The sequence below is a fragment of the Pseudomonas sp. RC2C2 genome (assembly GCF_018390435.1).
Classification (GTDB): domain Bacteria; phylum Pseudomonadota; class Gammaproteobacteria; order Pseudomonadales; family Pseudomonadaceae; genus Aquipseudomonas; species Aquipseudomonas donghuensis.
Window position 1 is genome coordinate 3,352,238 of record NZ_JAHBAX010000001.1, and the last position, 24,372, is coordinate 3,376,609.

Below are 24,372 nucleotides of genomic sequence, written 5' to 3' on the forward strand. Positions count from 1 at the left end.
ACATTCGCCAGGCAAATGTCCATAGCTTTTTGCCACTCCAGCGGACTATCGTTCAGGTCTATTCCCTTCGAAACGGACCCGCCCATGAGCGACGCCAACACTGCCTTGATCACCCGCTTCTACCAGGCCTTCCAGCGCCTGGATGCCGAAGCCATGGTTGCCTGCTACAGCGACGATATCATCTTCAGCGACCCGGCCTTCGGCACCTTGCGCGGCAAGGACGCGGGTGACATGTGGCGCATGCTCACCACCCGTGCCAAGGATTTTTCCCTGACCTTCGACAGCGTGCGTGCCGATGAACGCAGCGCCAGTGCGCACTGGGTCGCCCGCTACCTGTTCAGCCAGACCGGCCGTACCGTGGTCAACGACATTCAGGCGCGTTTCGTCCTGCGGGACGGCAAGATCTGCGAGCACCACGATAGCTTCGACCTGTGGGGCTGGTCGCGCCAGGCATTGGGCACCAGCGGGTTGTTGCTGGGCTGGTCACCACTGGTGCAGGGCAAGGTGCGTGCCCAGGCGCAGAAAGGCCTGCGGGCGTTTCAGGCCGGGCGCTGAAGCGCTAAGCTGTGCGCTTTGCCGTTGATAGTAGCCGTCGTGTCCGAGCCCACTCCCGAACCCCTGAACAAACCCTGGTACGTCTACCTGGTGCGCGCCGCCAATGGCTCGCTGTATTGCGGGATCAGTGACAACCCCGCACGGCGCTTCCTGGCCCATCAGAAGGGCCAGGGCGCACGCTACTTCAGTACCAGCCCGGCAGTGGCTTTGGTCTATGTCGAAGCCTGGCCGGACAAGACCAAGGCCCTGCAACAGGAGCGGCTGGTGAAGAAGCTGCGCAAAAGTGCCAAGGAAGCGCTGGTGGCCTCCTGGTCGGGGCTCAGTCCTTGCGACGCTTGAGCTGATCGGTCAGTTGCGTCGGCAGGCCCTTGATGATCAGGGTACCGGCTTCCTCGTCGTATTCGATCTTCGAGCCCAGCAGGTGGGCTTCAAAGCTGATCGACAGGCCCTCGGCGCGCCCGGTGAAGCGGCGGAACTGGTTGAGGGTGCGTTTATCGGCCGGGATTTCCGGCGACAGGCCGTAGTCCTTGTTGCGGATGTGCTCGTAGAAGGCCCGAGGGCGGTCTTCGTCGATCAGCCCCGAAAGCTCCTCAAGGGTCACCGGCTCGCCGGCCTTGGTCTGGCTGGTGGCGTAGTCGACCAGGGTCTGGGTTTTCTCGCGAGCGGCTTCTTCGGGCAGGTCCTCGCTTTCGACGAAGTCACTGAAGGCCTTGAGTAGGGTACGGGTTTCGCCCGGGCCGTCGACACCTTCCTGGCAGCCGATGAAGTCGCGGAAGTACTCCGAGACCTTCTTGCCGTTCTTGCCCTTGATGAACGAGATGTACTGCTTGGAGGCTTTGTTGTTCTGCCACTCGGAGAGGTTGATGCGTGCAGCCAGGTGCAGCTGGCCCAGGTCCAGGTGGCGCGACGGGGTCACGTCGAGGTCGGCGTTCACCGCCACGCCTTCGCTGTGGTGCAGCAGGGCGATGGCCAGGTAGTCGGTCATGCCTTGCTGGTAGTGGGCGAACAAGACGTGGCCACCGACGGACAGGTTGGACTCTTCCATCAGTTTTTGCAGGTGTTCGACGGCGACCCGGCTGAAGGCGGTAAAGGTGCTGCCTTCCTCCAGGTATTCCTTGAGCCAGCCGCTGAACGGGTGGGCGCCGGATTCTGCGTGGAAGAAGCCCCAGGCCTTGCCCTGTTTGGCGTTGTAGCTGTCGTTGAGGTCGGCCAGGAGGTTTTCGATGGCACCGGACTCGGCCAGTTCCGAGTCGCGTGCGTGCAGCACGGCGGGGCTACCATCGGGTTTCTTGTCGATCAGGTGGACGATGCAATGACGGATCGGCATGGGATTCTCGGTCGAAAATGGGCGGTGCTGGCCGCGTTGCAAAGTCGCCAAGTGTACCTCAGCCCAGGGGTGATTCAGTGGCCAGATGTTGGCAGATATGTCGGTTGTTCGTTTTTTGTTCAGAATTTTGCGTTTTTTCGCGCAAACCCCCGAAAAACCTGCACATTTGCCTTGAGGGAGGCGGATATTTATCTATTCCTGTGGTAGTTTTGCCCGGTCTTGCGCCCCGTGTGTGGCGCATTGCTGGCAGACCGCTCGCGTCACGTCGAACCAAACGTCGTTTTACGTATCTACATACGCGATTGACGTGGCTGTAACACCGGACCGCCGGATCCCCCGCAGGTCTGGCTCGATGACTGACGTAGCACTCTGCATACTCACTGAATTTGATAGGGAAGGAACACCACCATGGCATTGACCAAAGACCAACTGATCGCCGATATCGCTGAAGCTATCGACGCGCCAAAAACCACCGCGCGTAACGCTCTGGAGCAACTGGGTCAGATCGTTGCTGATCAGCTGGAAAATGGCAGCGAAATCACCCTGCCAGGCATCGGCAAACTGAAAATCACCGAGCGTCCTGCCCGTACCGGCCGCAACCCTTCGACTGGCGCTGCCATCGAAATCGCTGCCAAGAAAGTCGTCAAGTTCGTGCCAGCCAAAGTGCTGACCGACGCTGTAAACAAGTAATTGTAAACAGCTCGAAAAAACCGCGTCCGGGTTGCCCGGACGCGGTTTTTTTATGCCTTGGTTTTGCTCCAGCGCTGCTGGCGCCAGGCTTGGCGCGCTGCAGCATCCTGGAAGGTCCAGGCGATCATGCGGCTCTGCTTCTGCCCCTGGCCCATCTCCACCACTCGCTGATCGAGCGCACCGGCCTTTTTCAGCGCCGCCTGGATGCCGGGCAGGTTGGAGGCTTTGGACACCAGGCTGGTGAACCACAGCACCTGCTGGCCAAGGCTGGCGCTCTCCGTCACCAACTGGCTGACAAAGCGGATCTCGCCGCCTTCGCACCACAGTTCGTTGTTTTGCCCGCCAAAGTTCAGCACCGGCAGCTTGCGCTTGGGGTCGGCCTTGCCCAGGGCTCGCCATTTGCGCTGGCTGCCACGGGTGGCTTCTTCGCGCGAGGCGTGGAAGGGCGGGTTGCACAGGGTCAGGTCGAAGCGCTCGTCACTGTTCAGCAGCCCCAGCAGGATGTGCTTGCGGTTGCCTTGCTGGCGCAGGTTGATGGCCTTGCCCAGGCCGTTGGCCTGGACGATGGCACCGGCCGCAGCCAGCGCCGTGGCGTCGATGTCCGAGCCGAGAAAGCGCCAGCGGTAATCGCTGTGGCCCAGCAACGGGTAGATGCAGTTGGCGCCGACGCCGATATCCAGGGCCTGGACGTGCGCACCCCGGGGGATTTCGCCGTTGTTTTCTTGCGCGAGCAAATCGGCCAGCACATGCACGTAATCCGCCCGGCCAGGGATCGGTGGGCATAGATAGTCGGCCGGGATGTCCCAGTGCTGGATACCGTACTGAGCCTTGAGCAAGGCGCGGTTGAAGACCCGCACAGCCTCGGGGTTGGCAAAGTCGATGCTGGGCTTGCCATGGGGATTGGTGATCATGAATCGGCCCAGCTCAGGGCTGCTCTTGATCAGTTGGGGGAAGTCGTAGCGGCCCTGGTGGCGGTTGCGCGGGTGCAGGGTCGGTTTGTTGGCTGTGGTCATGTTGATGTCCGGTGGAAAGCATCGCGGGTCAAGCCCGCTCCTACAGGGTTGTGTAGGAGCGGGCTTGACCCGCGAAAGCATCACTGAGGTCAGCGAGTGTTACAAGGCGGCAATCCGCGCATGCTGCTCGGTGAAGTTGGCCAGGGCCTGTTCGGCTTCAGCCAGCTTGGCGCGCTCCTTGTCGATCACCGCAGGCGGTGCCTTGTCGACGAAGGCGGCATTGGACAGCTTGCCGCCGACGCGCTGGACTTCACCCTGCAGACGCTGGATTTCCTTGTTCAGGCGAGCCAGTTCGGCATCCTTGTCGATCAGGCCGGCCATCGGCACCAGCACCTGCAGATCGCCAACCAGGGCGGTGGCGCTCAGTGGCGCTTCGTCCTGTTCGCCGAGCACGGTGAAGGACTCGATCTTCGCCAGCTTCTTCAGCAGCGCTTCGTTTTCCTGCAGGCGACGCTGGTCTTCGGCGCTGGCGTTTTTCAGGAACAGTTGCAGTGGCTTGCCCGGGCCGATGTTCATTTCGCCACGGATGTTGCGCACGCCGAGCATCAGCTCCTTGAGCCACTCGATGTCGCCTTCGGCAGCGGCGTCGATGCGGCTTTCGTTGGCCACTGGCCATGGCTGCAGCATGATGGTCTTGCCTTCGGCCCCGGCCAGCGGCGCCAGGCGCTGCCAGATTTCTTCGGTGATGAACGGCATGAACGGATGGGCCAGGCGCAGTGCCACTTCCAGTACCCGCACCAGGGTGCGGCGAGTGCCACGGGCGCGTTCGACCGGCGCGTTCTCGTCCCACAGGACCGGCTTGGACAGCTCCAGGTACCAGTCGCAATACTGGTTCCAGATGAACTCGTAGAGCGCCTGGGCGGCGAGGTCGAAGCGGAACTGATCGAGCTGGCGGGTGACTTCGGCTTCGGTGCGCTGCAACTGCGAGATGATCCAGCGATCGGCCAGCGACAGTTCGCAGGCTTCGCCGTTCTGGCCGCAGTCCTCGCCCTTGTCCAGCACGTAGCGGGCTGCGTTCCAGATCTTGTTGCAGAAGTTGCGGTAGCCTTCGACGCGGCCCATGTCGAACTTGATGTCGCGACCGGTGGAGGCCAGCGAGCAGAAGGTGAAGCGCAGGGCGTCGGTGCCGTAGCTGGCGATGCCCTCCGGGAACTCGGCCTTGGTCTGCTTGGCGATCTTCTCGGCAAGTTTTGGCTGCATCATGCCGCTGGTGCGTTTTTCCAGCAGTTCGTCGAGGGTGATGCCGTCGACGATGTCCAGCGGGTCAAGGACGTTGCCCTTGGACTTGGACATCTTCTGGCCCTGGCCATCGCGCACCAGGCCGTGAACATAAACGGTCTTGAACGGTACCTGCGGGGTGCCGTCCTCGTTCTTCACCAGGTGCATGGTCAGCATGATCATCCGGGCAACCCAGAAGAAAATGATGTCGAAGCCGGTGACCAGCACGTCGGTGGAGTGGAATTTCTTCAGGAATTCGGTCTGCTGCGGCCAGCCCAGGGTCGAGAAGGTCCACAGGCCCGAGCTGAACCAGGTATCGAGAACATCGTTGTCCTGGTTCAGGACCACGTCTGCGCCGAGGTTGTGCTTGCTGCGCACTTCTTCTTCGCTGCGCCCGACATAGACCTTGCCGGACTCGTCGTACCAGGCCGGAATACGGTGGCCCCACCACAGCTGACGGCTGATGCACCAGTCCTGGATGTCGCGCATCCACGAGAAGTACATGTTTTCGTATTGCTTGGGCACGAACTGGATGCGGCCGTCTTCAACGGCAGCAATTGCCGGCTCCGCCAGCGGCTTGGTCGACACGTACCACTGGTCGGTCAGCCACGGCTCGATGACGGTGCCTGAACGATCGCCTTTCGGTACTTTCAGGGCGTGGTCGTCGACGCTGACCAGCAGGCCCGCGGCGTCGAAGTCGGCAACGATCTGCTTGCGCGCGACGAAGCGGTCCAGGCCGGCATACTGGGCAGGCAGGGTGGCGTCGATGCTGTCGTTGACGCTGCCGTCGAGGTTGAACACCTGTGCGGCCGGCAGGACGAAGGCGTTCTTGTCGAAGATGTTCAGCAGCGGCAGGTTGTGGCGCTTGCCGACTTCGTAGTCGTTGAAGTCGTGGGCCGGGGTGATCTTCACGCAGCCGGTGCCGAATTCAGGGTCGCAGTAGTCGTCGGCAATGATCGGGATGCGCCGACCCACCAGGGGCAGCTCGACGAACTTGCCGATCAGCGCTTTGTAACGCTCGTCTTCCGGGTTCACGGCCACGGCGGCGTCGCCGAGCATGGTTTCCGGACGAGTGGTGGCGACGATCAGGTAGTCCTTGCCGTCGGCGGTCTTGGCGCCATCAGCCAGCGGGTAGCGCAGGTTCCACAGGTGGCCCTTCTCGTCGTGGTTTTCCACTTCGAGGTCGGAGATCGCCGTGTGCAGCTTGGTATCCCAGTTGACCAGGCGCTTGCCGCGGTAGATCAGGCCGTCTTCATGCAGGCGCACGAAAGCTTCTTTAACGGCTTCAGAGAGGCCGTCGTCCATGGTGAAGCGCTCGCGGCTCCAGTCGACTGACGAGCCCAGGCGGCGAATCTGGCGGCTGATGTTGCCACCGGACTGATCCTTCCATTCCCAGACCTTTTCCAGGAATTTCTCGCGGCCCAGGTCGTGGCGGCTCTGGCCCTTGGCTTCAAGCTGGCGCTCGACCAGCATCTGCGTGGCGATACCGGCGTGGTCGGTGCCAGGCTGCCACAGGGTGTTGCGGCCCTGCATGCGACGGAAACGGATCAGGGCGTCCATGATCGCGTTGTTGAAGCCATGACCCATGTGCAGGCTGCCGGTGACGTTCGGCGGCGGGATCATGATGGTGTAGGAATCGCCCGCGCCTTGCGGAGCGAAATAATTCTCGGACTCCCAGGTGTTGTACCAGGAAGTTTCAATAGCGTGCGGCTGGTAGGTCTTATCCATGCGCGGCGGGACCCTTAGGCATTTATTCAGGAAAGCCGGAGAGTATAACGAAGCGGCAAGCTTCAAGCGACAAGCGACAAGCTCAGAGCGCCGCACGGCTCTTGCAGCTTGTCGCTTGAAGCTTGTAACTGCTTTTTATTGGTTAAGCAGGCGCTCGAGGCGGGCATCGAGCCGGCGCTTGATCTCGCTCTCGATATGCGGGGCGAAATCGTTGATCACGTCTTGCATGATCAATTGCGCGGCTGCGCGCAGCTCGGCGTCCAGGTGCAGCAGGGTTTCCTGGCGCTTGGCCTGTGGGTCGGCAGGGGCTTCAGGCACGGGCGCTGGCGGCACTTCGGCCTCTTCGAGCAGCAGCGGGATCTGCTCCTCGACGGTGTCGGTCAACAGCGGTGGCTCGAGGGATGCATCGCCAAGCAACTGACGGATCGACTCCAGGTCGTCCAGCAGGTGCGCGGATTGGGGCAGGGGAGTGGATTTGTCCATCGTCTTCAGAGTCGCTGTAAGCGGTGATCTTGCAGAGCATAGCCCTGTTCGCGGTAGAAACGGAAACTCTCTCGGGCCGCCAGACGAATCGCCGGCTCTTCGACCACGATCTCGGCGATCCGGGCAAAACCGGCAGCGAAGGGCGGTACCTTTAGGTCCAGGTTGATCAGCAGGTCCTGATGGCTGCCGGCGTCATCGCCAAGGCCAAGGGCCACGCTGGCCTGCGGGTCATCTTCAGCCGGGCTGTGGGGCACGAAGGCCTCGCCCTTGAACGCCCACAGGCGTGCGTCCAGTTCATCGCGCTGGGCGGCGTCGCTGCAATGCAGGTAAACCCGGTGCCCGAGGCGCCAGGCCTTTTCGCACAGCTTGCAGGCGAAATCCAGGCGCGCCGAGGGCGCGGCGCTGGGCAATATGTAGAAATCGACTTTGGTCATGATCGGCCTGCCGGTCGGCTACGCCCGAAGGCGCAGGCGGCCAGCGTCATCTCAGGCGTTGGCGCGGTCGAGCAGGTACTGGGTCAGCAGCGGTACCGGACGGCCCGTGGCGCCCTTGTCCTTGCCGCCGCTGATCCAGGCGGTGCCGGCGATGTCCAAGTGGGCCCAGTCATAGGCCTTGGTAAAGCGCGAGAGGAAGCAACCGGCGGTGATGGTGCCGGCTTTCGGCCCGCCGATGTTGGCGATGTCGGCGAACGGGCTGTCGAGCTGCTCCTGGTATTCATCGAACAGCGGCAACTGCCAGGCGCGATCGTCGGCGCGCTTGCCGGCATCGAGCAGTTGCCCGACCAGCGCGTCGTTGTTGCCCATCAGGCCGGACGTGTGGCTGCCCAGGGCGACGATGCAGGCGCCGGTCAGGGTGGCGATGTCGATCACCGCCTGCGGCTTGAAGCGCTCGGCGTAGGTCAGGGTATCGCACAGCACCAGGCGGCCTTCGGCGTCGGTGTTGAGAATCTCGACGGTCTGCCCGCTCATGGTCGTGACGATGTCGCCCGGACGGGTGGCACCGCCGCTTGGCATGTTCTCGGCGCAGGCCAGCAGGCACACCAGGTTGATCGGCAGTTGCAGTTCGAGCACGGCGCGCAGGGTGCCGAAGACGCTGGCGGCACCGCCCATGTCGAATTTCATTTCATCCATGCCGGCGCCGGGCTTGAGGCTGATGCCGCCGGTGTCGAAAGTGATGCCCTTGCCCACCAGCACGAAAGGCTTCTCGCTCTTTTTGCCGCCCTGGTAGTTGAGCACGATCAGCCGTGGTGGCTGGTCGCTGCCCTGGCCCACGGCGTAGAACGCGCCCATGCCCAGGTCCTTGATTTTCTTCTCATCCAGCACCTCGACCTTCAGGCCTTTGAATTCCTTGCCCAGGGCCTTGGCCTGTTCGGCCAGGTAGCTCGGGTGGCAGACGTTCGGTGGCAGGTTGCCCAGGTCGCGGGTGAAGCCCATGCCGTTGGCGATGGCGACAGCGTGCTTGACTGCGCGCTCGACGTCGCTGACGCCAGCCTTGGCGCTGAGCAGGGTGATTTTCTTCAGGGCGCGGGGGTCGGCCTTCTTGCTCTTGAACTGGTCGAAAACGTACTGGCCATCGAGCAGGGTTTCGGCCAGCAGGCGGGTCTTGCCATAAGAGGCCTCGCGGCCGGTGACGGCGACGTCGTCCAGGGCCAGCACCGCATCGCTGCCGTTCAGGCCCTTGAGCACCGCCAGAACGCTGGCGACCACTTTACGCCAGTTGCGATCACCCAGTTCGGCATCCTTGCCGGTACCGACCAGCAGCACGCGCTCGGCCTTGAGGTTGGGCAGGCTGTGCAGCAGCAGGGTCTGGCCGACCTTGCCGGTCAGGTCGCCGCGCTTGAGCACGCTGGCCAGGGCGCCGCCGGTAGCCTCGTCGATGGCCTTGGCGGTGGCGTCGAGTTTGCCGCCTTCAGCCACGGGCAGCACCAGCGTGGCGGTTTTCAAGGATGCAGCGGCTACGCTTTTTACAACCAGTTCCATGTCAGGTTCCCCGAATGATCTGTCAGTGCGCACACGGTATGCCGGCGCGCCAAGGCTCCTGGCCGCGTGGTCGCGTACCAGTGATAAAGCCCCCAGTTTGAGCCTGCTTCGCCCGCCCTGACAACCCCGAGATGAAGCATTGTGCGGCGCCAAGTGACAGGCACGGTCAATCACAGGATAATGCGCCAACTTTTACCCGGGTCCGCTCTGGCGAGCGGGCTACTATCTTGGCTGTTATGGATTCCTTGTTCGGCTGTCCGAGCCTGACAACCCAGGAGTGTCTGGTTTGATCGTCTTTCGTTATCTGTCCCGCGAGGTCCTGGTGACCTTGAGTGCCGTCAGCGCCGTGCTGCTGGTCATCATCATGAGTGGGCGCTTCATCAAATACCTGGCGCAGGCTGCCCAGGGCGTGCTCGATCCGAGCGTACTGTTCCTGATCATGGGGTATCGCCTGCCGGGCTTCCTGCAACTGATCCTGCCCCTGGGCCTGTTCCTCGGCATCCTCCTGGCCTATGGCCGGTTGTACCTGGAAAGCGAGATGACCGTGCTCTCGGCCACCGGCATGAGCCAGCAGCGCCTGCTGGGCATGACCATGGCCCCGGCTGCGCTGGTCGCCGTCCTGGTCGCCTGGCTGAGCCTGGGGCTGGCGCCTCAGGGCGTCACCCAGGTGGCGCAGATCATCAACCAGCAGGATGCCCTGACCGAGTTCGACACCCTGGTGCCGGGGCGCTTCCAGACCCTGCGCGATGGTTCGCGGGTGACCTACACCGAACAACTGTCGGAAGACCGCGCCAACCTTGCCGGCGTGTTCATCTCCGAGAAGCGCTTCAGCCAGGACAAGACCAAGGATCGTGGCCCGTCGGTACTGGTTGCCGAAAAAGGCCACCAGCAGGTCAACCCCGATGGCAACCGTTACCTGATCCTGGAAAACGGCTATCGCTATGACGGCAACCCTGGCCAGGCCGATTACCGGGCAATCAAGTACGACACTTACGGCGTGCTGTTGCCCAAGCCCGAGGTCAGTGAAGAAGTCACCGAGCGCGAAGCCATCCCGACCTCGCAACTGATCGGCAGCGACGGCTTGCGCGAGCGCGCCGAGCTGCAATGGCGTCTGTCGCTGCCGTTGCTGGTGTTCATCGTGACCCTGCTGGCAGTGCCGCTGTCGCGGGTCAACCCACGCCAGGGCCGTTTCCTCAAGCTGCTGCCGGCGATTCTTCTGTATATGGCGTACCTGACAATGCTGATTGCCGTGCGTGGCGCCCTGGAGAAAGGCAAACTGCCGATCGGCCTGGGCATCTGGTGGGTCCATGGCCTGTTCCTGCTGATCGGCCTGGGGCTGATGTACTGGGAGCCGCTGCGCCTCAAGCGCGCTGCTCGCCGTGCGGAGGTGGCCCATGGTTAAGCTCGATAGTTACATCGGCAAAAGCGTGCTGGTGGCCATTCTGGCCGTACTCGGGATCATTCTCGGCCTGGCCTCGCTGTTTGCCTTCATCGATGAAATGGGTGACGTCACCGATACCTATACGTTGATGGACGCTGGCAACTTCGTCTTGCTCACCGCGCCGCGGCGCCTCTACGACATGCTGCCGATGGCCGCGCTGATCGGCTGCCTGATCGGCCTGGGCAGCCTGGCCAGCAGCAGCGAACTGACCATCATGCGCGCCGCGGGCGTGTCCATTGGCCGGATCGTCTGGGCGGTAATGAAACCGATGCTGGTGCTGATGCTGGCCGGTATCCTGATTGGCGAGTACCTGGCCCCGGTCACCGAGAACAAGGCCCAGGCCGAGCGTTCCCTGGCCCAGGGCGGTGGTGAGGCGCAGAGCTCCAAGCGCGGTATGTGGCACCGTCAGGGTGACGAGTTCGTGCACATCAACTCGGTGCAGCCCAACGGCTTGCTGTACGGCGTGACCCGCTACCGTTTCGACAACGAGCGGCACATGCAGACCTCAAGCTTTGCCCGCCGCGCCCAGTACAAGGACGATCACTGGCTGCTCAGCGACGTCACCACCACGTATTTCCGTGGAGACCACACCGAAGTGGTCAAAACCCCTGAAGAGCGCTGGGACGTATCCGTCACTCCGCAACTGCTCAATACCGTGGTCGTAGCGCCAGAGTCGCTGTCGATTACCGGGCTCTGGGACTACATCCACTACCTGTCCGACCAGGGCCTGAACAACGCCCGTTACTGGCTGGCGTTCTGGACCAAGGTGCTGCAGCCGATGGTCACCGCCGCGCTGGTGCTGATGGCCATCTCCTTCATCTTCGGCCCACTGCGTTCGGTTACCCTCGGCCAGCGGGTATTTACCGGGGTGCTGGTGGGCTTTGTGTTCCGTATCGCCCAGGACTTGCTCGGGCCTTCGAGCCAGGTGTTCGGCTTCCCGCCGTTGCTGGCGGTGGTGCTGCCGGCGGCGATCTGTGCGGTGGCGGGGTTGTGGTTGTTGCGGCGCGCTGGATAGGCCGCGGCAGACAAGAAAAAGCCGACCCTTGGGTCGGCTTTTTTCTGCCTGCTATTTCTTGCGCTTGGGGATCCGCACCAGCTGGGTATCGGAATAGATGTCGTGCCAGCTGCGCTTGCGCTTGTCGAACAGGGCCCAGATAAACCCCAGGCCCAGGCACAGCCAGGAGGCGATGGCGACGACGAAACGCAGCAGGGCCTGCCACAGGCTGATGGCACTGCCATCGGCGTTCTGTACACGAATACCCCACACTTGCATCCCCAGGGTCTGGCCGCCGTGGGTCCAGAACTTGGCGAAGAAGCCGAACAGGGCGAACAGCAGGATGGTCGACAGCAGCGGATCGCCATCCAGCGCGCCAGCCTCGGTCAGCTCGCGCATGCGCGCCTCGCCGATAATGGCCATCTGGATCATCTTGTAGGCGCCGGCAGTGACGATCAGCAGCGCGGTGCACAGCAGAAAATCGTAGAACATGGCGGCCAGGCGGCGGCCCAGGTCGACCGGGGGGAAATCACCCTGGGGCTGCAACAACTGCTTGGGCATACATGGCCCTCCTTGGGCAAAACCGCCATTCTACGAAATTGCGCGCACAATGCGTTGCCCTGCGACACGGTTTACGCATCAGGCCGCACTCAGCGAGCGCGCACAAAAAAGCCCCTGCTGTTGCCAGCAGGGGCTTTTCTATCGGGAAATCAGGCTTCCGCGATAACTTCGTCAGCCTGCATGCCTTTCTGGCCCTGCACGGCGATGAAGGTGACTTTCTGGCCTTCTTTCAGGCTCTTGAAGCCGTTGCCCTGAATAGCGCGGAAGTGTACGAACAGATCCGGACCGCTTTCTGGAGTGATGAAACCAAAACCTTTCTCGTCGTTAAACCACTTGACGGTACCGCTCTGACGTTGGGACATTGTCTTATTTCCTTTGAAACTTAGAATTAGTAACAGCTTCTTCCAAATGAAAGAGTACTGGGCTGGGTTGCAGGAAAGTAAGAGACGTCGAACGGGTGTAGCAAACATCAGAGCTACTGCCCAGGTCACGAACCATAGCGACCCATGCAAACACAGTGCACAGACAATACGCTAACTTTGAAGACAAAAACAAGCCCTGCAGACCGCTGCGGCTGTGCCTTTTAGCGGCCGTTCGGTCGATTGCTTCCGGCTCATTCCAAGCGGTGTTGCAAGGCTTTTCGAAAGTTATAAACCACGTTCGGATTCGAAAATCCGAACGCGTCATGACACCCAGTTTCAAGTAACGATTCAGCCGCGATAGTAACGCTGGGCAACAAACGGCATCTTGCTGACTTTCATCGCTACGCGCTTGCCGCGAACAATGGCCCACAGCGGAGTTTCCAGGGCGATATGGGCCGCATCCAGGTAGCCCATGGCCACCGGCGCATTCAATGACGGACCAAAGCCGCCACTGCAGACGCTACCGATTACCGTGCCCGCTTCATCGACGATTTCAGCACCTTCACGGACCGGGGTGCGTTCCTGCGGCAGCAGGCCCACGCGTTTACGGGCAACGCCGCTTTGCTGCTGGGCGAAGATCGCCTCGGCACCGGGGAAACCACCGGCACGTTCGCCATCGGCCCGGCGCACCTTGGAAATGGCCCAGAGCAGGCTGGCTTCGATTGGCGTGGTCTGGCTGTTCATGTCGTGGCCGTACAGGCACAGGCCGGCTTCCAGGCGCAGCGAATCGCGTGCGCCCAGGCCAATGGCGGCGACCTCCGCTTCGGCCAGCAGGCGGCGGGCCAGTGCTTCGGCGTTTTCGGCCGGCACGGAAATCTCGAAACCGTCTTCACCGGTGTAGCCCGAACGGCTGACGAAGCAGTCGCTGCCCAGCAGTTGTACCGGCTGGAACTGCATGAAGGTCATTTTTGCCACTTCTGGCGCCAGGCGTTCCAGCACCTTGACCGCTGCCGGGCCCTGCAGGGCCAGCAGGGCGCGCTCTTCAAACAGAGGCTGGATCTGGCACTGGTCGCCGATGTGCTTGCGCAGGTGCGCCAGGTCCTGCTCCTTGCAGGCGGCGTTGACCACCAGGAACAGTTCGTTGTTGCCCAGGTTGGCAACCATCAGGTCGTCGAGGATGCCGCCGTGTTCGTTGGTGAACATGGCATAGCGCTGCATGCCCACTGGCAGGTCGATGATGTCGACCGGCACCAGGCTCTCCAGGGCCTTGGCGGCACCGGCGCCGCTCAGGCGGATCTGGCCCATGTGCGAAACGTCGAACAGGCCGGCCTGTTCACGGCTGTGCAGGTGTTCTTTCATCACCCCCAACGGGTACTGAACCGGCATGTCGTAACCGGCGAAAGGCACCATGCGGGCGCCCAGTTCCAGGTGCAGGGCGTGCAGCGGGGTCTTGAGCAGTGTTTCGGTGGACATTGATGACTCCTTGGGGCTTGAGAGGGTGTCAGCATTCGATGATGTTGACGGCCAGACCGCCGCGGGCGGTCTCCTTGTATTTGCTTTTCATGTCGGCGCCGGTCTGGCGCATGGTGCGGATGACTTTGTCCAGCGAGACGAAGTGCTGCCCGTCACCGCGCAGGGCCATGCGCACCGCATTGATCGCCTTGACCGAGCCCATGGCGTTGCGTTCGATGCAGGGCACCTGGACCAAGCCGCCGATCGGGTCGCAGGTCAGGCCCAGGTTGTGTTCCATGCCGATCTCGGCGGCGTTCTCGACCTGCTGCACACTGCCGCCCATGACTTCGCAGAGGGCGCCGGCGGCCATCGAGCAGGCGACGCCGACCTCGCCCTGGCAACCGACTTCGGCACCGGAGATCGAGGCGTTCTCTTTATAGAGGATGCCGATGGCGGCGGCCGTGAGCAGAAAGCGCACCACGCCGTCGTCGTTGGCGCCCGGGATAAAGCGCATGTAGTAGTGCAGCACTGCCGGGACGATACCGGCGGCGCCATTGGTCGGCGCGGTGACCACGCGTCCGCCAAAGGCGTTTTCTTCATTGACGGCCAGGGCATACAGGTTGACCCAGTCGAGCACCGACAGCGCGTCGCGCAGGCTCGCCTCCGGGTTGCTGCACAGCTGGCGGTACAGCGCTGCGGCCCGGCGCTTGACCTTGAGCCCGCCGGGCAGGATGCCTTCGTTGCGGCAACCGGCGGACACGCAGTCCTGCATCACTTGCCAGATGTGCAGCAGGCCGCTGCGGGTTTCGCTTTCCGGGCGCCAGGCCGCCTCGTTGGCGAGCATGATCTGGCTGATCGACAGGTTCTGTGCGGTGCAATGGCCGAGCAGCTCTTTGGCGGTCTTGAACGGGTAGGGCAGCACGGTGCTGTCTTCGACGATGCGATCGGCGCCGGCTGCGTCCTCATCGACTACAAAGCCACCGCCCACCGAGTAGTATTCGCGGCTTCGAATCTGCAAACCGGCGGCGTCGAAGGCACGGAAGATCATGCCGTTGGGGTGAAAGGCCAGGGGTTTGCGGATCATCGCCAGGTGCTGTTTTTCGACGAAGTCGATCGCGTGCTCGCCGAGCAGCGTGAGCCGGCCGCTGCTGCGGATGGCCTGCAGGCGGGCGGGAATGCTTTCGGTATCGACCGTGTCCGGATGCTCGCCTTCCAGGCCAAGCAGCACGGCCTTGTCGCTGCCGTGGCCCTTGCCGGTGGCGCCGAGCGAGCCGTAGAGCTCGACCTTGACGCACGCCGTGACGGCCAGCAGGTCGTCGCGGCGCAGGCCTTCGGCAAAGCGCGCGGCGGCGCGCATCGGGCCAACGGTATGGGAGCTGGAGGGGCCGATGCCGATCTTGAACAGGTCGAAGACGCTTAGTGACATGGTCGTACCCTCATTGTTGGGGAGAAGCATCGCCGGCAAGGCCGGCTCCCACAGGGTTCTTTGGTATTTCCAGAACCTGTGGGAGCTGGCTTTGCCAGCGATTAGGCCATCAGGCCGGACTCAGACGTCCTGATAGCTCTCGATCGACGGGCAGGCGCAGACCAGGTTGCGGTCGCCGAAGACGTTGTCGACCCGGCCAACCGGTGGCCAGTACTTGCCTTCCACCAGCGACGCCAGCGGATACACCGCCTGCTCGCGGCTGTACGGGTGGCTCCATTCACCGGCGATTTCCGCGGCGGTGTGCGGGGCGTTCTTCAGCGGGTTGTCGTCCTTGTCCAGGCTACCGCTTTCCACCGCGCGAATCTCTTCGCGGATGCGGATCATCGCCTCGCAGAAGCGGTCCAGTTCTTCTTTAGACTCGCTTTCGGTCGGTTCGATCATCAGCGTGCCGGCCACCGGGAAGGACATGGTCGGGGCATGGAAGCCGAAGTCGATCAGGCGCTTGGCGACGTCATCGACGCTGATCCCGCTGCTGTCCTTGAGGGGGCGCAAATCGAGGATGCACTCGTGCGCCACCAGGCCGTTGCTGCCGGTGTACAACACAGGATAGTGCTCTTCCAGGCGGCGGGCGATGTAGTTGGCGTTGAGGATGGCCATCTGCGAAGCGCGCTTGAGCCCGGCACCTCCCATCATACGAATGTACATCCAGGTGATCGGCAGGATACTGGCGCTGCCGAACGGTGCGGCGCAGACCGCGCCCTGCTTGTTGTCCATGTGCGCATGGCCGGGCAGGAACGGCGCCAGGTGCGATTTGACGCCGATCGGGCCGACGCCCGGGCCGCCACCGCCGTGAGGGATGCAGAAGGTCTTGTGCAGGTTCAGGTGCGAAACGTCGCCACCGAACTTGCCCGGTGCGCAGAGGCCGACCATGGCGTTCATGTTGGCGCCGTCGATGTACACCTGGCCGCCGCTGTCGTGGATGATCGCGCAGATCTCGCCGATGGCTTCTTCGAACACGCCGTGGGTCGAGGGGTAGGTGATCATCAGCGCAGCGAGGTGTTCGCGGTGCTCGATGGCCTTGGCGCGCAGGTCGTCGATGTCGACGTTGCCACGGGCGTCACAGGCAGTGACCACCACGCGCATACCGGCCATGTGCGCGGTAGCCGGGTTGGTGCCGTGGGCCGAGGAGGGGATCAGGCAGATGTCGCGGCGCGCTTCGCCACGGCTCTGGTGGTAGGCGCGGATCGCCAGCAGGCCTGCGTACTCGCCCTGGGAACCGGCGTTGGGCTGCAGCGACACGGCGTCATAGCCGGTGGCGGCGCAGAGCATGGCTTCCAGTTCGCTGGTCAGTTGCTGGTAGCCCTGGCTCTGCTCGGCCGGTGCGAACGGGTGCAGGTTGCCGAACTCGGCCCAGGTCACCGGAATCATTTCGCTGGCAGCGTTGAGCTTCATTGTGCACGAGCCCAGCGGAATCATGGTGCGGTCCAGGGCCAGGTCCTTGTCGGCCAGGCGGCGCAGGTAGCGCATCAGCTCGGTTTCGCTGTGGTAGCGGTTGAACACCGGGTGCTCGAGAATCGCCGACTGGCGCAGCAGGGCTGCAGGCAATTGCACCTGAGCGCGGGCCGCGAGGGCGGCGAAGTCTGGCGTGGCCTTAGCATCGGCGAACAGCTGCCACAGCGCTTCGACGTCGGCCTGGGTGCTGGTTTCATCCAGCGACAGGCCCAGGCGCTGGGCGTCGATCTGGCGCAGGTTCAGGCGCTGGGCACGAGCCTGGTCATGGAGGGCGGCGGTGGCGCTGCCGGTGGCCAGGGTCAGGGTGTCGAAGAAGTGCTCGACTTCGACCTTCACGCCCAACTGCTGCAGGCCGGCCTTGAGGATCGCGGTCAGTGCGTGGGTGCGTTCGGCGATCTGCTTCAGGCCCTGCGGGCCGTGGTACACGGCGTACATGCTGGCGATGTTGGCCAGCAGCACCTGGGCGGTGCAGATGTTGCTGGTGGCCTTCTCGCGGCGGATATGCTGCTCACGGGTCTGCATGGCCAGGCGCAGGGCGGTCTTGCCGAAGCGGTCGATCGACACGCCGACCAGACGGCCCGGCATGTCGCGCTTGAACGCGTCGCGGGTCGAGAAGTACGCCGCATGCGGGCCACCGAAGCCCAGCGGTACACCAAAGCGCTGGGCGCTGCCGATGGCCACGTCGGCGCCGAATTCGCCCGGTGGGGTCAGCAGAGTCAGGGCCAGCAGGTCGGCAGCCACGGCGACCAGGGCATTGGCTGCGTGCAAGCGCTCGACCAGCTCCCGGTAATCGAACACTTCACCGTTGCTGGCCGGGTATTGCAGCAGGGCACCAAAGAAGGCGCTGACATCGCTCAATTCACGCTCATCACCCACCACTACCTCGATACCCAGTGGTTCGGCACGGGTGCGCAGTACGTCGAGGGTCTGCGGGTGGCAATGCACGGAAGCGAAGAAGGCGTGGCTGCCCTTGTTCTTGCTCAGGCGCTTGCAGAAGGTCATGGCTTCGGCGGCGGCGGTGGCTTCGTCGAGCAAGGATGCGTTGGCGATCGGCAGCCCGGTGAGGTCGCTGATCAGGGTCTGGAAATTCAGCAGCGCTTCCAGGCGGCCCTGGGAAATCTCTGGCTGGTACGGGGTGTAGGCGGTGTACCAGGCCGGGTTTTCCAGCAGGTTGCGCAGGATCGGTGCCGGGGTGTGGCAGTTGTAGTAACCCTGGCCGATGAAGCTCTTGAACAACTGGTTGTTGCCGGCGATGGCCTTGAGCGAGGCCAGGGCGTCGGCTTCGCTTTGCCCTGCGCCCAGCTCAAGGACGCTGGTGCCCTTGATGCTGTCAGGAATGACCGCAGCGCTCATGGCCTCCAGCGAGTCGAAACCGAGGGTGGCGAGCATGTGCTGCTCATCGCGCTGGCGTGGGCCGATGTGGCGGGCGATGAATTCGTTGGCAGTGCCGAGGTTGATGGTCATGGCGGTTCCTCAGGCGTCAGCGTTGGCTTTGATCAGGCGGTCGTAGGCGTCCTGGTCGAGCAGTTGCGCGACGGCACCGGCGTCGGCCGGGATGAAACGGAAGAACCAGCCTTCACCCAGCGGGTCTTCGTTGACCAGCTCGGGGTTGCCTTCGAGCTGGTCATTGACCGCTACCACTTCGCCGGTCAGGGGCATGTACACGCCGCTGGCGGCCTTGACCGATTCGACGGTCGAGGCTTCGGCACCTTGCTCGTAGCGTTGCAGCTCCGGCAGTTGCACGTAGACCACATCGCCCAGGGCGTTCTGGGCGAAGGCGGTAATCCCGACGGTGACGCTGCCGTCAGCTTCGCTACGCAGCCATTCGTGATCTTCGGTAAAACGCAACTCGCTCATAGAAACTCCTCAAGGGCCGCAGGGGACGGCTGTGGGCGTGGCTCAAATGAGCCCAGGGATGAGTAATGCCATAGCAATATTGCGGCCATCTATTAAATATCGTTATAAAACAATAAGTTATGTATTTGTAAGGGCGAGCGTTTCGGTTGGCTGTAGCGAAATCGCTACACCAGAAGGCGGGAAAAAAAGCGCAAGTGGATCAGAACCTTGCACTGCGGCCCTGAAACTGTGATGTATTGATATCGTTACGGTGTAGTGATTTCGATACGGGTGGTCAGGGCTTTGCCGGAATGCCGTATTTGCGCAGGCGATGGGCAATGGCGGTGTGCGAGGTTTGCAGGCGGCTGGCCAACTGGCGGGTTGAGGGGTAACTGATATAGAGCTTGGTCAGCAGGTTGCGTTCGAAGTCTTCCACTGCCTGTTCCAGGCTATCGACTTCAGCGTCATGCCCGCGGGCCACCGAGGTGCCGGCGATGTCCAGGTCGCCGATGTCCACCAGGCTGCTTTCACTGATGGCCGCGGCACGGAAGATCACGTTCTGCAACTGGCGCACGTTGCCCGGCCAGCGGTTACCCAGCAGCGCAGGGTAAGTGGCCGGGGCCAGGCGGCACAGCGGGCGCTGGATCTGGGTGCAGGCCTGTTGCATGAAGTAGCGCGCCAGCAGGAGGATGTCCTGGCCGCGCTCGCGCAGTGGCGGCACCTGCAGGTTGAGTACGTTCAGGCGGTAGAACAGGTCTTCGCGAAAGGTGCCTTCGGCGACCATCTTTTCCAGGTCGCGGTGGGTGGCGCTGAGGATCCGTACGTTGACCTTCACTTCACGGTCGCCGCCGACCCGGCGAAAGCTGCCATCGTTGAGAAAACGCAGCAGCTTGGCTTGCAGGTACGGCGACATTTCGCCGATCTCGTCGAGAAACACCGTGCCCTGGTTGGCCAGCTCCATCAGCCCCGGCTTGCCGCCCCGTTGTGCGCCGGTAAAGGCGCCGGGGGCGTAGCCGAACAGCTCGCTTTCGGCCAGGTTCTCCGGCAGCGCCGCGCAGTTGAGCGCCAGGAAGGGCGCGTTGTGACGGCTGCTGATGGCGTGGCAGGCGCGCGCCACCAGCTCTTTGCCGGTTCCGGTTTCGCCGTGAATCAGCAGCGGCGCATCCAGGGCTGCGACGCGCAGGGCGCGGGCCTTGAGGGTGCGGATCGGCGGCGAATCACCCAGCAGCGCATCGAAACCTTCGGCGTGATCATGGTGCAGCGCCGACAACCGTTCACCGATGCGGTTGGGCTGGTACAGGGTCAGCAGGGCGCCGGCGTTGGTGATCGGCGTGGCATCGAGCAGCAGGGTCTGGCCGTTGAGGGTCACTTCGCGCAAGGGCAGATGAAAGCCCTGTTCGATCAAGGCGTCGAGCAAACCGGGGTCGCCAAACAGGTCGGCCACCGAACGGTCGGACGGTTCCTGCCCGCACAGTGCCACCAACGCCGGGTTGGCCAGCAACACGTGGCCGGCGCTGTCGAGGGCCAGCACCGGGTCGCTCATGGCCGCCAGCAAGGCATCGAGCTGCAGGTGGCGACGCTGGCCGGGGAGGATGTCGACCACTTGTACGGTTTGCACGCCCTGCACGTTGAACAGCGCGTCGTGCAGCTCTTCGAGCACGTGGGGGCTGAGGGTCGGGGCGTCGATGTAGACGTTCGGCGGCACCATCTCCACAGCGTCCAGGTTGAGGTTGCGGGCGCCGAGCAGGGCCAGCACTTCCTGGGTGATGCCGACGCGGTCGATGAAACTGACGTGGATGCGCATGGGGGGAGGGGTTCAAGGCTGCCGAAGGCACCAAGTATGCCTTGCGACCGCTTTGCGGTCGAATCGCCGGCAAGCCAGCTCCCACAGGATCGGCGCATGCATTTCCCTGTGGGAGCTGGCTTGCCAGCGATGAGGCCCGAAGGTTATTCCAGATGTTCTGGCTTGACCGAGTCGCCAGACTTCATATTCAGCTGAGTCCGAATATCTTCGAACATCAGGTCATAGATCTTGTGTGGCGACCCGAGGCTCTCGAACTTCTTCGGCGCTGGCAGGTAGCTCTGGGCCTTGCGTGTGGTAAGGCTGAGAAAACTGGGGAGGACCTGATCTTTGGCCAGGAAGAATTTTTCGTCCACCGGCTTGCCTTCGATGTTGCCATGCATGTGGAACTGAATGCCTCGACCTTCCCTGGGGTCCTGCGCCACTTCGTAATTGATGTTCAGGTCGTAGCTGTGATCATTCTGGTTCAGTGCGGTGCGCTCGATATGGACGTGACCAGGTTGAAACTGGGCCATGGTGCAATCCTCCGGAAGGTTGAAAATGGCGGGCCCTCAAGCCCGCCCACTGCATTCAACGGTAGCTGATTCCAGGCTTCGAGGTGCTCACCCGGGTACCGGCGGTCCCCTTGACGATATCCTCGATGTCAGCCAGCGAACCGATGACCGCCACTTTGCCGGTATGGCGGGCGAAGTCGCAAGCGGCCTGGACTTTCGGGCCCATGGAGCCGGCGGCGAAACCGAGGCGTTCGAGCTCGTCCGGATGCGCCTGGGCAATGGCCTTCTGGCTCGGCTTGCCGTAGTCGATGAATGCGGCATTGACGTCGGTGGCGATTACCAGCAGGTCGGCTTCGAGCTGTTCGGCCAGCAGCGCCGAGCACAGGTCCTTGTCGATTACCGCTTCGATGCCCTTGAGCTTGCGCTCGGCGTCATACATGGTCGGAATGCCGCCGCCGCCCGCGCAGATGACGATGCTGCTCTTTTCCAGCAGCCATTTGATCGGGCGAATCTCGAAGATGCGCTTGGGTTTGGGGCTGGCCACCACTCGGCGGTATTTATCGCCGTCGGCCTTGACCACCCAGCCTTTCTCCTTGGCCAGACGCTCGGCGTCTTCCTTGCTGTAGACCGGGCCGATGAACTTGGTCGGGTCCTTGAAGGCCGGGTCGTTGGCGTCCACTTCCACCTGGGTCAGGAGGGTGGCGAACGGCACTTCGAAGTCCAGCAGGTTACCCAACTCCTGTTCGATGATGTAACCGATCATGCCTTCGGTTTCAGCGCCGAGCACGTCCAATGGGTAGGCTTCGTCCGGCTTGTAGGATTGCGCCTGCAACGACAGCAGACCGACTTGCGGGCCGTTGCCGTGGGCGATGACCAGCTCGTTGCCCGGATGGATCTTGGCGATCTGCTCGGCGGCGATGCGGATATTGGCGCGCTGATTGTCTGCAGTCATGGGTTCGCCACGGCGCAGCAGGGCGTTGCCGCCCAATGCAACAACGATACGCATGATGATGTCCTTCTAGGAAAGGGAGATGCCACCCTGTAGGAGCGGGCTTGCCCCGCGATGGCGGTGCATCTGCTGCACCGCGGTGACGCTATCGCGGGGCAAGCCCGCTCCCACAGAGATTGGCAGCTGGATTACAGGTCAGCCAGGGTCGAGACCAGGATCGCCTTGATGGTGTGCATGCGGTTTTCCGCTTGCTCGAAGGCGATGCAGGCAGGCGACTCGAACACGTCGTCGGTCACTTCGATACCGTTGGCCAGGTTCGGGTACTGCTCGGCGATCTGTTTGCCGACCTTGGTGTCGGAGTTGTGGAACGCTGGCAGGCAGTGCATGAACTTGGTCCGCGGGTTGCCGGTGGCTTTCATCAGCTCGGCGTTGACCTGGTACGGCAGCAGTTGCTGGATGCGTTCGCCCCAGGCTTCAACCGGCTCGCCCATCGATACCCAGACGTCGGTGTGGATGAAATCGACGCCCTTGACCGCCGCTTTCGGGTCTTCGGTGAGGGTGATGCGTGCGCCGCTTTCTTCCGCGTATTTCTTGCAACGGGCGACCAGGTCGTCGTGCGGCCACAGGGCTTTGGGCGCGCAGATGCGCACGTCCATGCCAAGTTTGGCGCCGACCAGCAGCAGCGAGTTGCCCATGTTGTTGCGGGCATCGCCCAGGTAGGCGTAGCTGATGTCGTGGATCGGCTTGTCGGCGTGTTCACGCATGGTCAGCACGTCGGCGATCATCTGGGTCGGGTGGTATTCGTCGGTCAGGCCGTTGAACACCGGGACGCCGGCGAACTTGGCCAGCTCTTCGACGATTTCCTGCTTGAAGCCACGGTATTCGATGGCGTCATACATGCGCCCAAGCACCCGGGCGGTGTCCTTCATGCTTTCCTTGTGGCCGATCTGCGAGGAGTTAGGGTCGATGTAGGTGACGTTGGCGCCCTGGTCGTAGGCAGCCACTTCAAAGGCGCAACGGGTGCGGGTCGAGGTTTTCTCGAAGATCAGCGCAATGTTGTTGCCTTTGAGGTGCTGCTGCTCGGTGCCGGTGTACTTGGCACGTTTCAGGTCGCGGGACAGGTCCAGCAGGTAGCGCAACTCGCGAGGGGTGTGGTGTTCCAGGCTCAGCAGGTTACGGTTGTGGATGTTGAACGCCATGATGATTCTCCTGTTCGTGTGAACGGAAAGCGGTGATCGGCCCGTCTGCACCCGTGGGTGCAGACGGTTGGATGGTCGTTTTAGTAGTCGATAGGGTCACGCAGGATCGGGCAGGTCATGCAGTGACCGCCGCCGCGACCGCGGCCCAGTTCGCCGGCGCTGATGGTGATGACTTCGACACCGGCCTTGCGCAGCAGGGTGTTGGTGTAGGTGTTGCGGTCGTAGCCGATGACCACGCCAGGCTCGACCGCCACCACGTTGTTGCCGTCATCCCATTGCTCGCGTTCGGCGGCGAAGCTGTTGCCGCCGGTTTCCACTACGCGCAGCTGCTTGAGGTTGAGGGACTCGGCGACCACGTCGAGGAACGACTTGTTCTCGCGGCGCACGTCCATGCCGTACGGCTTGCTGCTGTCCGGACGGATGACGAACGGGACGATTTCCTTGACCACTTCCGGGAAGATCGTGACCAGGTCGCGGTCGCAGAAGCTGAACACGGTGTCCAGGTGCATCGCTGCGCGGGATTTCGGCAAGCCGGCCACCACGACCTTCTCGACCGCGCCTTTGGCAAACAGCGATTGCGCCAGTTGACCGATGGCCTGGCGCGAGGTGCGCTCGCCCATGCCGATCAGGACCACGCCATTGCCGATCGGCATGACGTCGCCGCCTTCGAGGGTGGCTTTGCCGTGGTCATGGTCCGGGTCGCCGTACCAGACTTCAAAGTCGGCACCGCTGAACTCGGGGTGGAACTTGTAGATGGCGGTGGTCAGCAGGGTTTCCTGACGTCGCGCCGGCCAGTACATCGGGTTGAGGGTCACGCCGCCGTAGATCCAGCAGGTGGTGTCGCGGGTGAACTGGGTGTTGGGCAGTGGGTCGAGCAGGAAGCTGGAGTGGCCCAGGTAGTCGCGGTACATCTTGATGACGCTGGCGCCTTCGCTGTCGGGCAGGTCTTCACCGGCCACGCCGCCGATCAGGAACTCAGCGAGCTTGCGTGGCTCCAGGCCTTCGAGCCAGCTGCGCACTTCGTTGGTCAGGCCGACTCCGACGGTGTCCGGGGTGATCTTGCGGTCGAGGATCCATTTCAGTGCTTCGGGGTTCTGTACGGTCTCGGTCAGCAGGTTGTGCATTTCCAGCACTTCGATGCCGCGCTCGCGCATTTTGGTGACGAAGTCGAAGTGGTCGCGCTTGGCCTGGTTGACCCAGATGACGTCATCGAACAGCAGTTCGTCGCAGTTGCTCGGGGTCAGGCGCTGGTGCGCCAGGCCAGGGGAGCAGACCATCACTTTGCGCAGTTTGCCGGCTTCGGAATGTACGCCGTACTTAACTTTATCCGTGGACATGGTTCATTTCCTCCA

At 62.7% G+C, this 24,372-nt stretch carries 22 protein-coding genes; 5 read left to right on the forward strand and 17 right to left on the reverse strand.

From position 1 onward, the window contains the following. Positions 1 to 84 precede the first annotated feature (84 nt). Both KHO53_RS15495 and KHO53_RS15500 read left to right on the forward strand, forming a co-directional pair. Positions 85 to 555, forward strand: coding sequence for a nuclear transport factor 2 family protein (locus KHO53_RS15495; protein WP_036993960.1), 471 nt, complete (start codon positions 85 to 87; stop codon positions 553 to 555). Between the two features lie 39 nt (positions 556 to 594). Further along, positions 595 to 894 (forward strand): GIY-YIG nuclease family protein, encoded by a 300-nt coding sequence (locus KHO53_RS15500; protein WP_010220564.1) that lies wholly within the window; start codon positions 595 to 597, stop codon positions 892 to 894. Here the strand turns inward: KHO53_RS15500 and yejK are convergent. After that, positions 875 to 1,882 carry a nucleoid-associated protein YejK gene (gene yejK / locus KHO53_RS15505; RefSeq protein WP_010220565.1) on the reverse strand — a complete coding sequence of 336 codons (1,008 nt, stop codon included), beginning with the start codon at positions 1,880 to 1,882 and terminating at the stop codon, positions 875 to 877. The two genes, KHO53_RS15500 and yejK, sit on opposite strands and share 20 nt — an antisense overlap. Before the next feature lie 408 nt (positions 1,883 to 2,290). Here yejK and KHO53_RS15510 point away from each other — a divergent pair, with 408 nt between their 5' ends. Continuing rightward, the gene (locus KHO53_RS15510; RefSeq protein WP_009398256.1) at positions 2,291 to 2,572 is read left to right on the forward strand and encodes an HU family DNA-binding protein; all 282 of its coding nucleotides are present in this window, start codon (positions 2,291 to 2,293) and stop codon (positions 2,570 to 2,572) included. A gap of 50 nt (positions 2,573 to 2,622) precedes the next feature. Here KHO53_RS15510 and rlmF read toward each other — a convergent pair whose 3' ends face one another. From rlmF to KHO53_RS15535, 5 genes are all read right to left on the reverse strand, one after another. Then, positions 2,623 to 3,585, reverse strand: coding sequence for a 23S rRNA (adenine(1618)-N(6))-methyltransferase RlmF (rlmF, locus tag KHO53_RS15515; protein ID WP_010220210.1), 963 nt, complete (start codon positions 3,583 to 3,585; stop codon positions 2,623 to 2,625). Between the two features lie 99 nt (positions 3,586 to 3,684). Next, positions 3,685 to 6,531: a valine--tRNA ligase gene (locus KHO53_RS15520; RefSeq protein ID WP_010220208.1), complete on the reverse strand. Its 2,847-nt coding sequence runs from the start codon at positions 6,529 to 6,531 to the stop codon at positions 3,685 to 3,687. Positions 6,532 to 6,666: 135 nt separating this feature from the next. After that, on the reverse strand, positions 6,667 to 7,014 hold the full coding sequence (locus KHO53_RS15525; RefSeq protein ID WP_010220207.1) for a hypothetical protein: 348 nt from the start codon (positions 7,012 to 7,014) through the stop codon (positions 6,667 to 6,669). Positions 7,015 to 7,019: 5 nt separating this feature from the next. Next, positions 7,020 to 7,448, reverse strand: coding sequence for a DNA polymerase III subunit chi (locus KHO53_RS15530; protein ID WP_010220206.1), 429 nt, complete (start codon positions 7,446 to 7,448; stop codon positions 7,020 to 7,022). Positions 7,449 to 7,499: 51 nt separating this feature from the next. Then, a complete protein-coding gene (locus KHO53_RS15535) occupies positions 7,500 to 8,993 on the reverse strand; it encodes a leucyl aminopeptidase (RefSeq protein ID WP_213570477.1) in 1,494 nt (497 codons plus the stop codon). A 286-nt stretch (positions 8,994 to 9,279) separates the two neighbouring features. Here KHO53_RS15535 and lptF point away from each other — a divergent pair, with 286 nt between their 5' ends. Further along, positions 9,280 to 10,395 carry an LPS export ABC transporter permease LptF gene (lptF, locus tag KHO53_RS15540; RefSeq protein WP_010220204.1) on the forward strand — a complete coding sequence of 372 codons (1,116 nt, stop codon included), beginning with the start codon at positions 9,280 to 9,282 and terminating at the stop codon, positions 10,393 to 10,395. Next, positions 10,388 to 11,449, forward strand: a complete 1,062-nt coding sequence (gene lptG / locus KHO53_RS15545; RefSeq protein WP_010220201.1) for an LPS export ABC transporter permease LptG — start codon at positions 10,388 to 10,390, stop codon at positions 11,447 to 11,449. The genes lptF and lptG overlap by 8 nt, the downstream gene beginning before the upstream one ends. Before the next feature lie 51 nt (positions 11,450 to 11,500). Here lptG and KHO53_RS15550 read toward each other — a convergent pair whose 3' ends face one another. The 11 genes from KHO53_RS15550 to arcA all read right to left on the reverse strand — a co-directional run bounded on the left by KHO53_RS15550 (position 11,501) and on the right by arcA (position 24,357). Then, entirely contained in the window at positions 11,501 to 11,989 is a 489-nt protein-coding gene (locus KHO53_RS15550) for an RDD family protein (RefSeq protein ID WP_010220200.1), read from the reverse strand. A 149-nt stretch (positions 11,990 to 12,138) separates the two neighbouring features. Next, the gene (locus KHO53_RS15555; protein ID WP_010220199.1) at positions 12,139 to 12,351 is read right to left on the reverse strand and encodes a cold-shock protein; all 213 of its coding nucleotides are present in this window, start codon (positions 12,349 to 12,351) and stop codon (positions 12,139 to 12,141) included. 348 nt (positions 12,352 to 12,699) lie between these two features. Beyond that, a complete protein-coding gene (gene gcvT / locus KHO53_RS15560; RefSeq protein WP_010220198.1) occupies positions 12,700 to 13,824 on the reverse strand; it encodes a glycine cleavage system aminomethyltransferase GcvT in 1,125 nt (374 codons plus the stop codon). Positions 13,825 to 13,852: 28 nt separating this feature from the next. Continuing rightward, positions 13,853 to 15,229: an L-serine ammonia-lyase gene (locus KHO53_RS15565; protein ID WP_036993965.1), complete on the reverse strand. Its 1,377-nt coding sequence runs from the start codon at positions 15,227 to 15,229 to the stop codon at positions 13,853 to 13,855. A gap of 120 nt (positions 15,230 to 15,349) precedes the next feature. Continuing rightward, the gene (gcvP, locus tag KHO53_RS15570) at positions 15,350 to 18,205 is read right to left on the reverse strand and encodes an aminomethyl-transferring glycine dehydrogenase (RefSeq protein ID WP_213570478.1); all 2,856 of its coding nucleotides are present in this window, start codon (positions 18,203 to 18,205) and stop codon (positions 15,350 to 15,352) included. 9 nt (positions 18,206 to 18,214) lie between these two features. Then, positions 18,215 to 18,598, reverse strand: a complete 384-nt coding sequence (gene gcvH, locus KHO53_RS15575) for a glycine cleavage system protein GcvH (protein ID WP_010220195.1) — start codon at positions 18,596 to 18,598, stop codon at positions 18,215 to 18,217. 274 nt (positions 18,599 to 18,872) lie between these two features. Then, the gene (gene gcsR / locus KHO53_RS15580; protein WP_213570479.1) at positions 18,873 to 20,381 is read right to left on the reverse strand and encodes a transcriptional regulator GcsR; all 1,509 of its coding nucleotides are present in this window, start codon (positions 20,379 to 20,381) and stop codon (positions 18,873 to 18,875) included. A gap of 143 nt (positions 20,382 to 20,524) precedes the next feature. After that, positions 20,525 to 20,893, reverse strand: a complete 369-nt coding sequence (locus tag KHO53_RS15585) for a DUF5064 family protein (RefSeq protein WP_010220192.1) — start codon at positions 20,891 to 20,893, stop codon at positions 20,525 to 20,527. A 55-nt stretch (positions 20,894 to 20,948) separates the two neighbouring features. After that, the gene (arcC, locus tag KHO53_RS15590; protein ID WP_010220191.1) at positions 20,949 to 21,878 is read right to left on the reverse strand and encodes a carbamate kinase; all 930 of its coding nucleotides are present in this window, start codon (positions 21,876 to 21,878) and stop codon (positions 20,949 to 20,951) included. 131 nt (positions 21,879 to 22,009) lie between these two features. Next, entirely contained in the window at positions 22,010 to 23,020 is a 1,011-nt protein-coding gene (locus KHO53_RS15595; protein WP_010220190.1) for an ornithine carbamoyltransferase, read from the reverse strand. Positions 23,021 to 23,100: 80 nt separating this feature from the next. Next, the gene (gene arcA, locus KHO53_RS15600) at positions 23,101 to 24,357 is read right to left on the reverse strand and encodes an arginine deiminase (RefSeq protein WP_213570480.1); all 1,257 of its coding nucleotides are present in this window, start codon (positions 24,355 to 24,357) and stop codon (positions 23,101 to 23,103) included. Positions 24,358 to 24,372: the final 15 nt, after the last annotated feature.

Excerpts from the sequence above, each read along its gene's own strand:
- KHO53_RS15510 (WP_009398256.1), top strand. The coding sequence starts at position 2,291 with ATGGCATTGACCAAAGACCAACTGATCGCCGATATCGCTGAAGCTATC.
- arcC (WP_010220191.1), bottom strand. The coding sequence starts at position 21,878 with ATGCGTATCGTTGTTGCATTGGGCGGCAACGCCCTGCTGCGCCGTGGC.
- gcsR (WP_213570479.1), bottom strand. The coding sequence starts at position 20,381 with ATGCGCATCCACGTCAGTTTCATCGACCGCGTCGGCATCACCCAGGAA.
- KHO53_RS15550 (WP_010220200.1), bottom strand. The coding sequence starts at position 11,989 with ATGCCCAAGCAGTTGTTGCAGCCCCAGGGTGATTTCCCCCCGGTCGAC.
- KHO53_RS15565 (WP_036993965.1), bottom strand. The coding sequence starts at position 15,229 with ATGTCACTAAGCGTCTTCGACCTGTTCAAGATCGGCATCGGCCCCTCC.
- KHO53_RS15525 (WP_010220207.1), bottom strand. The coding sequence starts at position 7,014 with ATGGACAAATCCACTCCCCTGCCCCAATCCGCGCACCTGCTGGACGAC.
- rlmF (WP_010220210.1), bottom strand. The coding sequence starts at position 3,585 with ATGACCACAGCCAACAAACCGACCCTGCACCCGCGCAACCGCCACCAG.
- lptG (WP_010220201.1), top strand. The coding sequence starts at position 10,388 with ATGGTTAAGCTCGATAGTTACATCGGCAAAAGCGTGCTGGTGGCCATT.
- yejK (WP_010220565.1), bottom strand. The coding sequence starts at position 1,882 with ATGCCGATCCGTCATTGCATCGTCCACCTGATCGACAAGAAACCCGAT.
- KHO53_RS15495 (WP_036993960.1), top strand. The coding sequence starts at position 85 with ATGAGCGACGCCAACACTGCCTTGATCACCCGCTTCTACCAGGCCTTC.
- KHO53_RS15530 (WP_010220206.1), bottom strand. The coding sequence starts at position 7,448 with ATGACCAAAGTCGATTTCTACATATTGCCCAGCGCCGCGCCCTCGGCG.
- KHO53_RS15555 (WP_010220199.1), bottom strand. The coding sequence starts at position 12,351 with ATGTCCCAACGTCAGAGCGGTACCGTCAAGTGGTTTAACGACGAGAAA.
- KHO53_RS15520 (WP_010220208.1), bottom strand. The coding sequence starts at position 6,531 with ATGGATAAGACCTACCAGCCGCACGCTATTGAAACTTCCTGGTACAAC.
- gcvT (WP_010220198.1), bottom strand. The coding sequence starts at position 13,824 with ATGTCCACCGAAACACTGCTCAAGACCCCGCTGCACGCCCTGCACCTG.
- KHO53_RS15585 (WP_010220192.1), bottom strand. The coding sequence starts at position 20,893 with ATGGCCCAGTTTCAACCTGGTCACGTCCATATCGAGCGCACCGCACTG.
- gcvH (WP_010220195.1), bottom strand. The coding sequence starts at position 18,598 with ATGAGCGAGTTGCGTTTTACCGAAGATCACGAATGGCTGCGTAGCGAA.
- KHO53_RS15535 (WP_213570477.1), bottom strand. The coding sequence starts at position 8,993 with ATGGAACTGGTTGTAAAAAGCGTAGCCGCTGCATCCTTGAAAACCGCC.
- KHO53_RS15595 (WP_010220190.1), bottom strand. The coding sequence starts at position 23,020 with ATGGCGTTCAACATCCACAACCGTAACCTGCTGAGCCTGGAACACCAC.
- arcA (WP_213570480.1), bottom strand. The coding sequence starts at position 24,357 with ATGTCCACGGATAAAGTTAAGTACGGCGTACATTCCGAAGCCGGCAAA.
- gcvP (WP_213570478.1), bottom strand. The coding sequence starts at position 18,205 with ATGACCATCAACCTCGGCACTGCCAACGAATTCATCGCCCGCCACATC.